This window comes from Nocardia sp. NPDC050718 (assembly GCF_040654235.1).
Lineage (GTDB): Bacteria > Actinomycetota > Actinomycetes > Mycobacteriales > Mycobacteriaceae > Nocardia.
The window spans coordinates 26,693-41,399 of sequence record NZ_JBFAHQ010000014.1 but is presented as its reverse complement, the minus strand read 5'-3'; the positions used below and the strand labels follow the sequence as shown (position 1 = coordinate 41,399).

18 protein-coding genes are annotated in these 14,707 nt (G+C 70.1%); 4 read left to right on the top strand and 14 right to left on the bottom strand.

Annotated elements, in window-relative coordinates:
- Window positions 1-60 precede the first annotated feature (60 nt).
- From AB0H54_RS33275 to AB0H54_RS33260, 4 genes are all read right to left on the bottom strand, one after another.
- Window positions 61-1,272, bottom strand: coding sequence for an NAD(P)/FAD-dependent oxidoreductase (locus AB0H54_RS33275; protein ID WP_357350970.1), 1,212 nt, complete (start codon window positions 1,270-1,272; stop codon window positions 61-63).
- Window positions 1,273-1,433: 161 nt separating this feature from the next.
- Window positions 1,434-2,075, bottom strand: coding sequence for a PadR family transcriptional regulator (locus tag AB0H54_RS33270; RefSeq protein ID WP_357350968.1), 642 nt, complete (start codon window positions 2,073-2,075; stop codon window positions 1,434-1,436).
- Between the two features lie 81 nt (window positions 2,076-2,156).
- A complete protein-coding gene (locus AB0H54_RS33265) occupies window positions 2,157-4,148 on the bottom strand; it encodes an MDR family MFS transporter (RefSeq protein ID WP_357351017.1) in 1,992 nt (663 codons plus the stop codon).
- Between the two features lie 106 nt (window positions 4,149-4,254).
- Window positions 4,255-4,887: a TetR family transcriptional regulator gene (locus AB0H54_RS33260; protein ID WP_357350966.1), complete on the bottom strand. Its 633-nt coding sequence runs from the start codon at window positions 4,885-4,887 to the stop codon at window positions 4,255-4,257.
- 129 nt (window positions 4,888-5,016) lie between these two features.
- On the opposite strand from AB0H54_RS33260, the gene AB0H54_RS33255 reads away from it, so the two are divergent.
- The 4 genes from AB0H54_RS33255 to AB0H54_RS33240 are packed head-to-tail and all read left to right on the top strand — an operon-like array spanning window position 5,017 to window position 7,700.
- Window positions 5,017-5,937, top strand: coding sequence for a sigma-70 family RNA polymerase sigma factor (locus tag AB0H54_RS33255; protein ID WP_357350963.1), 921 nt, complete (start codon window positions 5,017-5,019; stop codon window positions 5,935-5,937).
- A gap of 39 nt (window positions 5,938-5,976) precedes the next feature.
- Entirely contained in the window at window positions 5,977-6,852 is an 876-nt protein-coding gene (locus tag AB0H54_RS33250; protein ID WP_357350961.1) for an oxidoreductase, read from the top strand.
- A 51-nt stretch (window positions 6,853-6,903) separates the two neighbouring features.
- Window positions 6,904-7,335 carry a transcriptional regulator gene (locus AB0H54_RS33245; RefSeq protein WP_357350959.1) on the top strand — a complete coding sequence of 144 codons (432 nt, stop codon included), beginning with the start codon at window positions 6,904-6,906 and terminating at the stop codon, window positions 7,333-7,335.
- Window positions 7,332-7,700 carry a DUF3817 domain-containing protein gene (locus AB0H54_RS33240; protein ID WP_357350957.1) on the top strand — a complete coding sequence of 123 codons (369 nt, stop codon included), beginning with the start codon at window positions 7,332-7,334 and terminating at the stop codon, window positions 7,698-7,700. The genes AB0H54_RS33245 and AB0H54_RS33240 overlap by 4 nt, the downstream gene beginning before the upstream one ends.
- A 63-nt stretch (window positions 7,701-7,763) precedes the next feature.
- Here the strand turns inward: AB0H54_RS33240 and rdgB are convergent, their stop codons facing one another.
- From rdgB to clpS, 10 genes are all read right to left on the bottom strand, one after another.
- The gene (gene rdgB / locus AB0H54_RS33235; protein ID WP_357350955.1) at window positions 7,764-8,369 is read right to left on the bottom strand and encodes an RdgB/HAM1 family non-canonical purine NTP pyrophosphatase; all 606 of its coding nucleotides are present in this window, start codon (window positions 8,367-8,369) and stop codon (window positions 7,764-7,766) included.
- Between the two features lie 2 nt (window positions 8,370-8,371).
- On the bottom strand, window positions 8,372-9,136 hold the full coding sequence (gene rph, locus AB0H54_RS33230; protein WP_218716805.1) for a ribonuclease PH: 765 nt from the start codon (window positions 9,134-9,136) through the stop codon (window positions 8,372-8,374).
- 71 nt (window positions 9,137-9,207) lie between these two features.
- The gene (locus AB0H54_RS33225) at window positions 9,208-9,972 is read right to left on the bottom strand and encodes a cyclic nucleotide-degrading phosphodiesterase (protein WP_357350953.1); all 765 of its coding nucleotides are present in this window, start codon (window positions 9,970-9,972) and stop codon (window positions 9,208-9,210) included.
- A gap of 69 nt (window positions 9,973-10,041) precedes the next feature.
- Window positions 10,042-10,767 carry a rhomboid family intramembrane serine protease gene (locus AB0H54_RS33220; protein ID WP_355284184.1) on the bottom strand — a complete coding sequence of 242 codons (726 nt, stop codon included), beginning with the start codon at window positions 10,765-10,767 and terminating at the stop codon, window positions 10,042-10,044.
- A 56-nt stretch (window positions 10,768-10,823) separates the two neighbouring features.
- Window positions 10,824-11,786, bottom strand: coding sequence for a cysteine synthase (locus tag AB0H54_RS33215; protein WP_355284187.1), 963 nt, complete (start codon window positions 11,784-11,786; stop codon window positions 10,824-10,826).
- A 1-nt stretch (window position 11,787) separates the two neighbouring features.
- Window positions 11,788-12,066, bottom strand: coding sequence for a MoaD/ThiS family protein (locus AB0H54_RS33210; protein ID WP_355284190.1), 279 nt, complete (start codon window positions 12,064-12,066; stop codon window positions 11,788-11,790).
- Between the two features lie 35 nt (window positions 12,067-12,101).
- A complete protein-coding gene (locus AB0H54_RS33205) occupies window positions 12,102-12,521 on the bottom strand; it encodes a M67 family metallopeptidase (protein ID WP_357350950.1) in 420 nt (139 codons plus the stop codon).
- 72 nt (window positions 12,522-12,593) lie between these two features.
- Complete coding sequence (locus tag AB0H54_RS33200; protein WP_357350948.1) at window positions 12,594-13,694, bottom strand: P1 family peptidase; 1,101 nt, start codon at window positions 13,692-13,694, stop codon at window positions 12,594-12,596.
- Between the two features lie 23 nt (window positions 13,695-13,717).
- Complete coding sequence (locus AB0H54_RS33195; protein ID WP_355284194.1) at window positions 13,718-14,287, bottom strand: DUF2017 domain-containing protein; 570 nt, start codon at window positions 14,285-14,287, stop codon at window positions 13,718-13,720.
- A 13-nt stretch (window positions 14,288-14,300) separates the two neighbouring features.
- Complete coding sequence (gene clpS / locus AB0H54_RS33190; protein WP_355284197.1) at window positions 14,301-14,651, bottom strand: ATP-dependent Clp protease adapter ClpS; 351 nt, start codon at window positions 14,649-14,651, stop codon at window positions 14,301-14,303.
- Window positions 14,652-14,707 lie beyond the last annotated feature (56 nt).

The following is a 14,707-nucleotide window of genomic DNA, read 5'->3' as shown; positions in this document are numbered from 1 at the left end:
TCCCAGTATGCGCGCGCGAACGCCCCCGGTCGGCGAATACCGGCCGGGGGCGAGCGCGGATCAGGACCCGATCGTGGCGAGTTCCCGCTGGACCGGGGCGTCCCAGTCGATGCGGTAGCGGCGTTCGGCGCCCATCGTCTTCTCCGGGTTCATCACCGTCTTGACCATCAGCGGCATCATCGCGTTCATGATCCTGCGGGCGAACGGGCCCGGCGTCTTGCTGTGGTTGACCTTCGCCGCGCGCGCCGCGATGCCCTCCACCCTGGACCGGCGCAACCGCTCGTAGGCCGCGAAGGCCGCGGTGGGCGCGTCGATGTCGCGCAGGCAGCGGGCCAGCTGCACGGCGCTCTCGATGGCCAGCGACGCGCCCTGCCCCGAGCTGTTGGACGGCGCGTGCACGGAGTCACCGACCAGCACCAGCCGGTCGCGATACCAGTGCGGCACCGGCGGCATGATGTGCAGCGCCCCGGTGATCTCCAGGTTCTCGGCGGTCGTGCGGCGCGCGAACTCCCCACCCGGGGTGTCGGGCGCGTAGGTCTCGCGCAGCACGCGCAGCCAGTGCTCGGCCGGGACCGCGCGGGCCTCGGTCAGCGAGTAGTACTGCTCGCTGGGCAGATTCGCGCCCCACACGACGCGGCCGTCGGCGTGCTGCCAGTACAGGTAGTAGGCCTTGGCGCCGAAGGCGAACACCATGGTGTCGGCGGGCAGGTCCTGATCGCAGTCGACGAGCGCGCCGAAGCCGAGCATGCCCGTGTAGTCGGGTCCGGGCGCGGCCGGATCGATCAGGGTGCGGACGGTGGACCGGATACCGTCGGCGCCGACCAGGATGTCGGCCGACGCGGTGGAGCCGTCGGTGAAGTGCGCGGTCACGCCGTCGGCGTGCTCGTCGACGCGCACCAGCCGCTTGTCGTAGCTGAACGGCACGCCGGCGGCGACCGCGTGATCGTGCAGCGCGCGGTGCAGTTCACCGCGGTCCACGACCTGTAGCGGCGGCTGATCGGCCAGCACCGGCAGGACGTGTTCGCGGCCGCCGACGGCCAGCCGCATGCCGCGCACGGGCAGCGCGATCGCGCGGACGGCATCGCCGGCGCCGATGAGGTCGAGGGCCGCGACTCCGTTGGGAGCGAGGGCGAGCCCGGAGCCGATGCCCTCGGACGGCCCGGAATAGGCCTCGTAGACGTGGGCGTCGATGCCTGCCCGGAGCAGGGCGGTGGCGGCGACGGGTCCGGCGATGCCACCGCCGATGACCAAGGCGGAACGGGTGTTGGACATGAGTGATCTCCAGATCTGAGTCCGCGTCACCCGGGCTATCCTGTGGTAGCCAGCCTCGTAGCCGGGTGCGCGTATGTGTGAACACGGTGTCGGGACGGTTTCTCGGACTCGGTGGGGTGTTGCCGCACACCACCGGGTCCGGGGTCTTTTCTGGGCGAGAGCTAGCCGGTCCCCCCTTCGCCGAATTCCGGAATCCGGTCGGCGGGCATGCCGTCGGCATGCCACTGCCGCCACATCTCGAGGCCGTCGAAGGTGCCGTCGCGCAGTTCGTCGCGTAGCGAGCGCGCCCAGCGCGCCTCGGCTTCCAGCATCGCCACCCCGAATTCGGTCTCGACGAGGAACAACCGGGGCAGGGTGCCCGCCAGGCCGGCGAGTTCGGCCTTCGCGCGGTCGACGGACCGCTCGAGCGCGTCGATCCGCAGCCCGAGCAGCTCGACCACCTCGTCGGGCGGGAGCACGGCCAGGATCGACAGCCCGGCGGTGAACCGGTGGTGTTCGGGCTCGGGCGAGGCGAGCAGTTCCCTGGTCCAGTCGGCCATCTCGGCGCGACCGGCGTCGGTGATCCGGTAGATCACCCGTTCGGGGCGGGCGCCGTCGCGTTCGCTGCCGACGACTTCGAGGAAACCGGCCTTGGCCATGTTCTGGACGACCGTGTAGAGCGAACCCCACTTGATGTCCATGTCCTTGTCTTTGCCATGGGCCCGCAGGGTGGCGGCGATCTCGTAGCGGTGCATCGGCCGTTGCACGATCACCGACAGCACGGCGAGCGCCAGCAGGTTGTTCACCTTGCGCTTCGTGGCCATGCGCACCTCCTTACTCGTCTACGAATATACGTCTACGAGTATTCGGCGGCAAGGACTGTCCAGCCGACTGGACGAATCGGCTCAGACCTTGGCGACCTCGGCGCTGTCGGCGCCCTGGTCGAGCAGCTTGCCCGCGATGTTCGACAGCGCCTCGTCGAGCAGCGCGCGATCGGCCGGGTCCTGGTAGTTCCAGTCGTCGAGCCGGTCGCCGAGCCAGCGCCGCCACCCCGCCCGCAATCGGTCGACCTCATGGGTGCCCTGCTCGGTCAGGGCCAGCGTGCCGCCGTCGTCGAGCAGCAGACCGTCGTCGACGGCCTGCCGGAACACCGGCGAGAGCACCTCCACCGGCAGCCGGTGCCGGAACGCGATGCCGTGCACCCTGGGCGACAGCCCCTGCTTGTCGTACAGGTACACCTGCCCGAGCGCCCAGGCGGTGTCCGGTTCCAGCGAGCTGCCCGCCGCCGCGATGAGCTCGGGGATGATCGGTTTCTGCGCCCTGGCCTTGCGCACGGTCGCCGCGACCGCGCGTTCCAGCTGCACCACCCGGTCGTCGGAGTCCGGCACCGAGAAGCCCTCGCCGATATCGCCCGCGCCGTGCCTGGCACTGTCGCGCAGCCGGACCTGCGGCAGGAACCAGGCGACGACGAATCCGAGCAGCGCGACCGGGACCACCCAGCGGAAGACGTAGTCGATCGAGTCGGCGTAGGCGTCGATGATCGGCGCGGTCTGCTCGAGCGGCAGCTCCCGCAGCAGTTTCGGATTCGCGATCACCTCCGGGGTGAGGCCGGGGGTCTGCTGGATCGCCCCGGCCAGCGCGGTCTTGCTGTGGTTGTTGTAGAGCGTGCCGAAGACCGCGGTACCGAACGCGCTGCCCAGCGTGCGGAAGAAGGTCACGCCCGAGGTGGCGGTACCGAGGTCGGCGTAGGGCACGGTGTTCTGCACGACGATGGTGAGCACCTGCATGGACAGGCCGAGCCCGGCGCCGAGGATCAGCATGTACAGCGATTCCAGCCAGACGCTGGTCTGGCGGCCCATCGTCGACATCAACCACAGGCCGAGGACCATCACCGCCATGCCGACGATCGGGAAGTACCGGTACTGCCCGGTGCGGCCGACCACCTGGCCGGAGAAGACCGAGGTGACGAACAGGCCGACGACCAGCGGCAGCGTCCGCACCCCCGAGATCGTCGCCGTCGCGCCGTCGACGTATTGCAGGTAGGCGGGCAGATACGTCATCGAGCCGAGCATCGCGAACCCGACGATGAAGCTGAGCACCGACGACACCGTGAACACCCGGCTGTTGAACAACCGCATCGGCAGCATCGGCGCCACCGCCCGCTTCTCCACCATCACGAACGCGGTCAGCAGCACGGCCGCCAGCACGAACAACCCGATGATCTGCCACGAGGCCCACGGATATTCGTTGCCGCCGAACTCCAGACCGAGGATCAGCGCCGAGACGCCGAGCGCGACCAGCCCGATCCCGAGGTAGTCGATCACCGGCCGCGCGACCGCGCGCAGATGCGGCAGTGTGCGCGCCGCCATCGCCACCATGATGATCGCCAGCGGCACATTGACGTAGAAGCACCAGCGCCAGCTCGCGTGATCGGTGAACAGCCCACCCAGCGTCGGGCCGATCACCGTGGTGATGCCGAAGACCGCGCCGAGCGCGCCCTGATACTTGCCGCGTTCGCGCAGCGGGATGGTGTCGGCGATCAGCGCCATCGAGGTCACCATCAGCCCGCCGGCGCCGACGCCCTGGATGCCACGGGCCAGGATGAGCACGCCCATGCCGGGCGCCATGCCCGCCAGCGCCGAACCCGCAATGAAGATGACGCCGCTGATCTGGAACAGCAGTTTGCGGCCGAACAGGTCGCCGAGCTTGCCCGCGAGCACGGTCGCGACGGCCTCGGCGAGCAGATACGCCGTCACCACCCAGGCCATGTGCCCCGCGCTGCCGAGATCGGCCACGATCGAGGGCAGCGCCGCCGACACGATGGTCTGATCGAGCGCGGCCATGAGCATGCCGAGCACGACCGTCGTGAAAATGAGATTGATCTTGGTCTTGCTCATCGGCTCGACGGGCTCGTCTACAGCAACACCATCCGACATGGCCTCAGTATGGGCTTTCCGACCGCGCGCGGTGTCTCAGTGACACGGCAGCAATCGGACCGATACGTCAGCGGACGGCGTACCCGCCCAGTCCCGGCTCGAGCGCGTCGAACGCGATCCGCGCGTATTCGGCCATGGCGGAAGCGATCTCGTCACCGGATTCGCCGTCGAGCGTACGGCGCAGGATCTCCTCGAACAGCACCCGCTGGACGCCGACGAGCTGGGCCGCGGCGATGCGCGGGGTGATGTCGTCGGCCGCCGCGCCGGTGACCTCGCCCAGGACCCGCGCCAGCGCGAGCTGCCGCTCGTCGTGGAACTCGCGCAGGCGTGCCACCAGCGCCGGGCTGTCGGCGATCATCCGCGCGAACGGTTCGCCACTGAACCCGATCAGCTGGGACTGCGCGGCCACCGCGGCCAGGTAGTCACCGCGCAACGCGGCCAGCGCCGATTGCCCCGGCGCGCGGTCACGGACGACGGCGGCCAGCTGCTCGACGAACACCTCGCCCAGGTCGAGCGCGAGGTCCTCCTTGCGCGGGAAGTAGTTGGTGACCGTCATCTTGGCGACATCCGCGGCCGCGGCGACGTCGGCGATCGTCACCTTGTCGAAGCCGCGCTCGAGGAACAGCTCGGTCGCCCGGTGCGAGATCTGCTCCCTGGTCTGCTGCTTCTTCCTGGCCCGGAGCCCCTGCTGCGTCGTCATGGTCGAAGCATAACTGAAGTCGACCCAAAATTGTTCTTGACATATTTTTAGGTCCATTCTAAGTTTGTGTTCGTCGCCCCACCGGGCACCCGGCCAGTCACGCTTTCGCCGTATCGAACGGAGCATTCCTTGACCGTCACCACCGATTCCGTCCGCGACTACCTGACCGCCATCGCCCGCACTCCCCTGCTCACCGCCGAGGAGGAGTACGCGCTCGGCGCCCGCATCGCCGCGGGCGTGGCGGCGCGCACCGAGCTCGACGAGAACGCCGCGGCGGGCATCGAGCTCACCGCCGCGCGGCGCGAACAGCTGCGCCGGACCGAACTCGACGGCCTGCGCGCGAAGGACCGGATGGTGCGGGCGAACCTGCGCCTGGTCGTCTCCATCGCGCGCCGGTTCCCGACCAACACCGGGATGGCGCTGCTCGACCTGATCCAGGAGGGCACCCTCGGCCTGATCCGCGCGGTGGAGAAGTTCGACCACACGCGCGGCCTCAAGCTCTCGACCTACGCGACGTACTGGATCCGCCAGTCGATCGGGCGCGCGCTCACCGATCAGGGCCGCACGATCCGGCTGCCGTCCAATGTCGCCGACGTCCTGCACCGGGTGATCCGGGTGCGCCGCGAGCTGACCCAGCAACTCGGCCGCGCGGTCACCGTCGAGGAGCTGGCCGCGGCCGCCGAGCTCACCGTCGCCCAGGTCGAGGCGGTGCTGCGGCACGAGCCGGAGCCGGTGTCGCTGCACGCGCCGGTCGGCGAGGGCACCGAACTGGGCACCCTGCTGCCCGACACCGCGCCCGCACCCGCGGATGTGGTGGCCGAGCGGATGCTGCCCGGGTACGTCGAGGCGGTCCTCGCGGTCCTCACCGAGCGCGAGTCGGCCGTCATCCGGCTGCGCTTCGGCCTCGATCGCGGCGAGGCGCGCTCGCTGGAGGAGGTGGGTTCGGCGCTCGGCGTCTCCCGGGAACGGGCCAGGCAGATCGAGGCGAAGGCGCTGACCAAGCTCCGCAGGCCCGCCTGCGCCGGTACGCTGGCCGGGCTGCTCGGCTGACCACTTCCCTCCGATCTTACTCCGGAGTAAGGTCGGCCCATGGCATGGAAACCCACTGACATCGCGGACCAGACCGGCCGCACCTTCGTGATCACCGGGGCCAACGGCGGCCTCGGTGCCGAAACCACCAAAGTACTGGCCGGCAAGGGCGCCACGGTGATCATGGCCTGCCGCAACGCCGCCAAGGCCCAGCCGATCGCCGACGCCATCCCCGGTGACGTCCGCGTCGCCGCGCTCGACCTCGCCGACCTGGCCTCCGTGCGCGCCTTCGCCGAACAGCAGGGCGAGTTCGACGTCCTGATCAACAACGCGGGCCTGATGAACATCCCGTTCTCGCGCACCGCCGACGGGTTCGAGACCCAGTTCGGCGTCAACCACCTCGGCCACTTCGCCCTCACCGGCCTGCTGCTGGACCGCATCACCGACCGCGTCGTCACCCTGGCCAGCATCGCCCACAAGCAGACCCCGAAACTCTGGATCGACGACCTCAACTACGACCACCGTCGCTACCAGCGCAACCTCGCCTACGCCCAGGCCAAGCTGGCCAACCTGATGTTCGGCCGCGAACTGCAGCGCAGGCTCACCGAGGCGGGCTCGACCAAGAAGTCCTACGCCGTGCACCCCGGCGTCTCCGCGACCGACCTGTTCGCCCGCACCGAGACCCCGCTCGACCGGGTCAGCAAGCCGTTCATCAAGCTCATCGGCCACCCGCCGGCCAAGGCCGCCCACTCCAGCCTGTTCGCGGCCACCGAACCCGACGCCGACCCCACCGTCTACTGGGGTCCCAACAAGTGGATGCAGTCCCAGGGCCCGGTCGAGGCGTGCCCGTCCAGCGCCATCTCGCGCAATCCGGAACTGCTGCGCAGGCTGTGGGAGGAATCCGAGCGGATGACCGGGATCACCTACAAGTTCTGAGCCGGTGACCTGCTCCTACGCCGCCTGTAGTAGGCGGGTACCGTGGAGCGCGTGTCCGCTTCATCTCCCCGCCCGGCGCACAATCGACCGGCCCTGATCGCGCTGGTCATCGTCGTCGCGCTGGGCTGCCTCGCGCTGGCCTGGTGGCAGTGGGAGCGGTTCGAATCGGCCTCCGGAACCGGCCAGAACCTCGGCTACGCCCTGCAGTGGCCGCTGTTCGCCGCGTTCGCGGTGTTCGCCTACGTCCGGTTCGTCCGCCTCGAGCGCGAGGCCGAGGAACCGGACACGGCACCGCGCGCGGCGAAGGCCGAGGCACCGCGCGAGATCCCCGCCGGGATCCTGCCCGAACGCCCCAGGGCGGCCCCCGCCGACGACCCGGAGACGGTCGCCTACAACCAGTACCTGGCGGGACTGCACGCCAGCGACATCGATGCGCAGGTCCGCTCGGCCGGTCTGCATGCCCCTGAGAGGAACGCCGGGTGACCACCGACGAGAACACGACCGCACCGTCGCTCGACAAGGCCGCCCCGGCGGGTGACACCGCCAAGATCCGCCCGGCGCTGCAGCGCTACCGGGTGCTGGCCTGGGTCACCGGCCTGTGGCTGCTGCTGCTCACCGGCGAGATGATCGCCAAGTACGGCTTCGACGTCGACACCCCGAGCTGGATCGCCGTCGTGCACGGCTGGGTGTACTTCGCCTACCTGCTCGTCACCGCCGACCTCGCGGTGAAGGTGCGCTGGCCGATCGGCCGCACCGTCGGCACCCTGATCGCCGGCACCATCCCGCTGCTGTCGTTCTTCGTCGAGCACCGCAACGCCAAGGACGTCCAGCAGCAGTACGGACTCTGAGTCCCGGAAACGACGACAGCGCCGCCGCACCCGGTATCCGGGGCGGCGGCGCTGTCGTTCGGCTCAGGCCAGGGCGGCCAGGGCGGGCAGGAGCTGGGTGAGGGCCCGGCCACGGTGCGAGACCGCGTCCTTCTCGGCCGGGGTCAGTTCCGCGGCGCTGCCGGTGCCGCCCTCGGGCAGGAACAGCGGGTCGTAGCCGAAACCGCCCTCGCCCATCGGCTTCCGGGCGATGGTGCCCGGCCATTCGCCGCGCACCACGGTCTCGGTGCCGTCGGGCAGCACGAGCGCGCAGGTGGAGACGAACCGCGCGCCGCGGCGCTCGTCGGGCACGTCGCCGAGCTGACCGAGCAGCAGGGTGTTGTTGGCGGTGTCGTCGCCGTGGCGACCCGACCAGCGCGCCGAGAGCACGCCGGGCATGCCGTTGAGCGCGTCCACCTCGATCCCGGAATCATCGGCCACACACGGCAATCCGGTGGCCACGGCCCCGTCGCGCGCCTTGGCGACGGCGTTCTCCTCGAAGGTGGCGCCGATCTCGGGCGCCTCCTCGTAGGGCGGCACCTCGTTCAGGCTCACCAGTTCGATCCCGGCCACGCCCGCCTCGTCGAGGATCCGGCGCAGTTCCTTCAGCTTCTTGGCATTCCGGCTGGCGACCAGCACACGCACGGCCATTGCTACTTCTTACCGGCCGGCTCGGGCAGCGCGCCCGGGTAGGGCTGGGCCAGTACTTCCTTCTGCACCGCGAACAGCTGCTCACAGCCGGCCAGCGCCGAATCGAGCAGCTTGTCCAGGGTCGAGCGCGGGAACGTCGCGCCCTCGCCGGTGCCCTGGATCTCGACCAGGGTGCCGGTGTCGGTGGCGACCACGTTCATGTCGACCTCGGCGCGCGAATCCTCCTCGTAGGGCAGATCCAGGCGCACCCGGCCGTCGACGACGCCGACGCTGACCGCGGCGATCATGCACGAGATCGGTTGCGGGTCGGCCAGTTTGCCCGCGGCGGCCAGGTAGGTCACCGCGTCCGAGAGGGCCACGTACGCGCCGGTGATGGCGGCGGTGCGGGTACCGCCGTCGGCCTGCAGCACGTCGCAGTCCAGCGCGATGGTGTTCTCGCCCAGCGCGGCCAGGTCGATGCAGGCCCGCAGCGAACGCCCGATCAGCCTGCTGATCTCCTGGGTCCGGCCACCGACCTTGCCCTTCACCGATTCCCGGCCGCTGCGGGTGTGGGTGGCGGCGGGCAGCATCGCGTACTCCGCGGTGAGCCAGCCCAGCCCGGAGTCGCGCCGCCAGGGCGGCACGCCCTCGGTGACGCTGGCCGTGCACATCACCCGGGTCTGCCCGAACTCGACCAGCACCGATCCCGCCGGGTGCGTGGTGAAGCCACGGGTGATCCTTACCTCGCGGAGTTCGTCATCCGCCCTGCCATCGGCTCGTCTCGACACGGCACACAGACTAGCCGTTCCGCCGCTCCGGGATTCAGCGAGTCGTCCGGAAGCTCGACCGTTCGCCGGTGCTACAGGTCGAATGTTTCCCCGGGCGAGACCGCGTGGACCGGTCCGGCGAAGGCGGCCTTGGCCTCGGCGATGACGTCCTCGCGCGAGGTCCACGGGGGAATGTGGGTGAGCAGCAGTTCCTTGGCGCCCGCGCGGGTGGCGATCTCGCCCGCCTCGGTGCCCGAAAGGTGAATGCCGGGCGGACGATTGGCCGGATCGTGGGTCCACGAGGCTTCCGCCATCAGCACGTCGGCGCCCTGCGCCAGCTCGACGACGGCATCGCACATGGCGGTGTCGCCGGTGTAGACGAAGACGCGGCCGTCGGCGGCGGTGATCCGCAGGCCGTAGGACTCCGGCGGGTGGTACATCCGGCGGGCCTCGACGGTGTGGCCGGGACCGAACGGCACCGGCACGTTCTCGACCCAGGCCTGCGAGTCGATCACGTCGGACCAGTCGTCGGTCTCGCCGCCGATCTCGGCGGAGGCGTTGCCGATGCGCAGCGCGGCGTCGGAGGGTCCGCGGACCAGCGCCAGGCCCTGCGGCGGATTCGGGTGGTAGCGACGCCACACCAGCAGCGCGGGCAGATCGAGGCAGTGATCCGCGTGCAGGTGGGTCAGGAAGATGTCCACGTCACCCGGGTTCAGGTACTTCTGCAGCGCACCGAAGATGCCGGGACCGAAGTCGATGACGGTCGGCCTCATGTCGGGACCCGTCAGCAGGTAACCCGACGCTGGGGAGTCCGGGCCGGACACGCTGCCCGAGCACCCGAGGACGGTAAGGCGCATGCCCCCATGCTGCCACGACGTGCTGGTGCTCAATGCAGGATCCCCCCATTTTCCAGACCGGATCCCCGGCTACCGCGTAGGTACTGCGCGGCCGACCGATGCTCCACGGCGGCGTCGACGTTCATCACCAGAGAGTACCCAGCCCGCGAGGACTCCACCCACCGCCCCGAAAAGATGTCCCTGCCAAGAAATTAGGGGGTCGCTGGGCAGCACGCCCCACAGCATCGAGCCGTACAGCGCGAAGATCACCACGCCGAGCACGATCTGCCCCACATTGCGGGCGAACCACCCGCGGCAGATCAGGTAGGTCAGCCAGCCGAACACCAGCGACGACGCGCCGACGTGCACGCTGCCCGCCGAGCCGGTCAGCCAGGTGCCGACCCCGGCGACTACCCAGATGATCGCGGTGGCCGCGATGCCGCGCCCGATCCCGGACAGCAGCACCAGGAAGCCGAGGATCAGCAGTGGCAGGGTGTTGGCCATCAGGTGATCCCAGCCACCGTGCAGCAACGGCGCCCACAGGATGCCGTCGAGGCCGTCGAGCTCGCGCGGCTCGATCCCGCCCGCGTCGAGCTGACCGGGCGCGCCGCTCGGCCGGTCGGCCGAGAGCACCGCGTCGACGCCCTCGATCACGTACAGCGACCCGACGAACGCGACGATCACGACCGCCGCGCGCGTCCACGCCCGGACGCCTTCGCGCCGGGCGGGCGGGGTCGCGCCGGGCCGCCCCTGCAACCCGGCGATCCGATCCGGATCGAACGAGGCTCCGATTCCTCCGCCACCGCTCACCGACATCGCCTCCGCTCAGGCCGGGCCGCCAGCGGGCCCACTCCCCACAGGGTACCGAGCCGTCAGGCCCAGAGCTGGCCGTCGAGGCGTTCCTCGGCCTCGTCCAGGGTGCCGTCGTAGGCGCCGGTGGACAGGTACTTCCAGCCGCCGTCGGCGACGACGAACGCGATATCGGCGCGCTTGCCCGCCTTCTGCGCCTTCTTCGCCACGCCGAGCGCGGCGTGCAGGATCGCGCCGGTGGAGATGCCGGCGAAGATGCCCTCCTCGCCGACGAGCTCGCGGGTGCGCTTCACCGCGTCGTACGGGCCGACGGAGAACCGGGTGGTCAGCACCGTCTCGTCGTACAGCTCGGGGATGAACCCCTCGTCGATGTTGCGCAGGCCGTAGACCAGCTCGCCGTAGCGCGGCTCGGCGGCGACGATCTCGATGCCGGGCACCTTCTCGCGCAAAAACCGCCCGGTGCCCATCAGGGTGCCGGTGGTGCCGAGTCCGGCGACGAAGTGCGTGATCTCGGGCAGGTCGGCGAGCAGTTCCGGGCCGGTCGTCTCGTAGTGCGCGAGCGCGTTGGCCGGGTTGCCGTACTGGTAGAGCATCACCCAGTCCGGATTCTGCGCGGCGATCTCCTTGGCCATGGCCACGGCCTGGTTCGACCCACCGGCGGCCGGCGAATCGATGATCTCGGCGCCGAACATGGTGAGCAGCTGACGCCGCTCGACCGAGGTGTTCTCCGGCATCACGCAGACGATCCGGTAGCCCTTGAGCTTGGCCGCCATGGCCAGCGAGATCCCGGTGTTGCCGCTGGTCGGCTCCAGGATCGTGCAGCCGGGAGTGAGCTTGCCGTCGGCCTCGGCCTGCTCGATCATCCGCAGCGCGGGCCGGTCCTTGATCGACCCGGTGGGATTGCGGTCCTCGAGCTTGGCCCAGAGGCGGACGTGATCGTCGCCGTCCCACTGCGGGGACAGCGTCTTCAGTCCGACGAGCGGGGTGTTGCCGAGGGTCGCGATGAGCGATTCGTAGCGGGCCACGTCAGCGCGCGCCGCCGGCGACGGCCGGCAGGATGGTGACCGACGCGTCCGCGGGCACCTCGGCGTCGAGCCCGCCGGCGAACCGCACGTCCTCGTCGTCGACGTAGATGTTGACGTAGCGGTTGAGCTTGCCGTCCTTGAGCAGCCGCTCCGCCAGACCGGGGTGGTTGGCCTCGAGGTTGTCGATCAGGGCCGACAGGGTCGCGCCCTCACCCTGGACGCGCTTCTCGCCTCCGGTGAGACCTCGCATGATGGTCGGAATGGACACGGTTACCGGCATGGGGACTCCTCGGGTGTGACTTCGTTTCGGTGGGTTCAGGCGTCGTAGGAGGCGACGATCCGCACGGGCTCTTCGGTGACCTCGCCGTCGACGATGCGGTAGCTGCGCAGTTCGTGCTGCTCCGGATCGCGGGTGGAGATCAGCACGTAGTGCGCGAACGGCTCGGAGGCGTAGGAGATGTCGGTGCGGCTGGGGTAGGCCTCGGTGGCGGTGTGCGAGTGGTAGATCACCACGGGGGTCTCGTCGGCGTCGTCCATCGCGCGCCAGACCTTCAGCTGCTCGCCGGAGTCGAAACGGTAGAACGTGGGCGAGCGCTCGGCGTTGACCATGGCGACGAAGCGTTCCGGCCGGTCGCTGCCCTCGGGTCCGGCGATGATGCCGCAGGCCTCGTCGGGGTGGTCGGCGCGCGCGTGCGCCACCATCGCGTCCACGAGATCGGCCCTGATCACCAGCACTTCCTCGACCCTTTCCACAAACCTGCCTGCGTGCTGTCGAGCACCACCTCGACAACGACCCACCCTATTCGGCTATTCCGCGCCGCGCGCATCCCGGTCCCCACCTGCGGGGAGTCGGCGCGGAAACAGATCTCGATAGGCCGGGATCCCGGCGATCGAGGTCGCGCTGAGCACGGCGTCGACGACGGCCCGTTCCACGACCACGGCCGCCGCGGTGCACAGCTGGTCCAGCAGCAGCAGATCGCCGGGGAACGCGCCGGGCAGCGGGATCGGTGGCACCTCGATCGTGCCGGTGGACAGCGCGAACAGGGTGTCGCCGTCGAGCGGGGAATGCACCGGGCGGATCGCGCGGGCGAGGCCGTCGTGCGCGGTGGTGGCCAGTCTGCGGCAGGCGATCGGATCGAGCGCGGCGTCGGTGGCGACGACGCCGATGGTCGTGTTGAGCACGGTGCCCTTCACCGGCAGGGCGGCGAGCGCGGCGATCTCGGCCGCGGTGCCGGGCCGCAACCCGAAGAAGTCGGGCCCGTCGGTGCCCGCTCCCCACGGCAGACCGGTGCGCGGATCGACCACCGAGCCGACCGGATTGGCGACGATCACCGCGCCCACCGTGACCCCGGCGCCCGGCCCGTCGGCGAGAACCACACTCGCCGAACCGATTCCGCCCTTGAGCGCCCCGGCCCGCGCTCCGACCCCGGCACCCGCGGTACCGCGCGCGAACTCCTCCGCGGCCGCCTCGGCCGCCAGGAAACCGAAGTCGGCGTCGGGCCGGATGTGCCACGCCCCCACCGGCAGGTCGAAGATCACCGCGCCGGGCACGATCGGCACCACCCGGCTCGGATCGGTGGGGTCCATCGGGATGCCCTCGCCGTGTTCCTCCGACCAGCGCATCACGCCGTCGGCGGCGGCCAGCCCGTACGCGCTGCCGCCCGCGAGCAGGACCGCGTTCAGCTGCCGGACGGTATTGCCCGGATCGAGCAGGTCGGTCTCCCTGGTGCCGGGCCCGCCGCCGCGCACGTCCACCGCGGCGGTCGCGCCGCCGGGCACGCGCACCACGGTGCAGCCGGTCGCCGCGCCGGTGCCGAGGGTGACGTCGTCGTCGAGGACCTGATGATGGCCGACCAGCACGCCGGACACATCGGTGATCGCGTTGCGTGGACCGGGAACGCCGCTCATGCCCCGACCCTAACGCGCGGAAATCAGGGCGCGAGCGCCTGCAACAGCGAGTCCTGCATCCAGGTCAGCCAGTGGTAGACGTCCAGGTGCGGCGCGCGCGGATCACTCGGATCGAAGTGTTCGGGCGTGTCGTCGTCGATGTCGAGCAGGGTGCCCAGCGCCAGGCGGACATCGGTGAGCGCGGCCAGCCAGGCGTCGGCCTGCTCGGGGGTGAGCACGATCTTGCCGCCCACCTCGGGACAGCTGTCCAGCACGACCCGGCCCGCGGCCAGTTTCGCGTCGATGATCTCGGGCTCGTGCAGGCTGCGCAGGGCGGAGTTGAGGTCGGCGCGCTTGGCGTCGGGCGACCCCGGCTCGGCACGGTGGAAATCGGGCAGCAGGCGCAGCAGCTGCGGATCGTCGGGCGGGGTGGAGTTGCCGGTGCGCAGGCCGGTCAGCGCGGCGAGTTCGTCCTCGGGCGCCTCGGCCGCGCGGTCGCTGAGCAAGCCGGACACGGCCCCGACCAGGGAGCGCAGAACGGTGGCCTCGTGCTCGTCCATCTCGGATCGAAGCTTCAGGCCACTCAGTGAGTTCTTCCTGCTCCACTTGCGCACAGGGTTACGGTACTCAGTCGTCTCGCTGCATGGTTGCCCAGAGTCCCGCCGCGTGCAATCGGCGGACGTCCTGCTCCATCTTGTCGCGTGATCCGGAGGACACGACCGCTTTGCCCTCGTTGTGCACCTGCAACATCAACTCGGTCGCCTTGGCTTTGCTGTAGCCGAAGAGCTTCTGGAAGATGTAGGTGACGTAGTGCATGAGGTTCACCGGGTCGTCCCAGACCACGGTGACCCAGGGCCGGTCCTCGGCCTCGAGGATCTCGGTCTGCTCGACCGCTTCCGGCGTCGCCTGTGCCGCTGACAGTGCGGCGTTCACGGCGTCGGTGACGGCGCCGGCTCGAACGGAATTGCACACGGCCATAAATCCCAGGGTACGACGCGGCCACACAGAAACAACACCCGCGGTGACTACAGTTT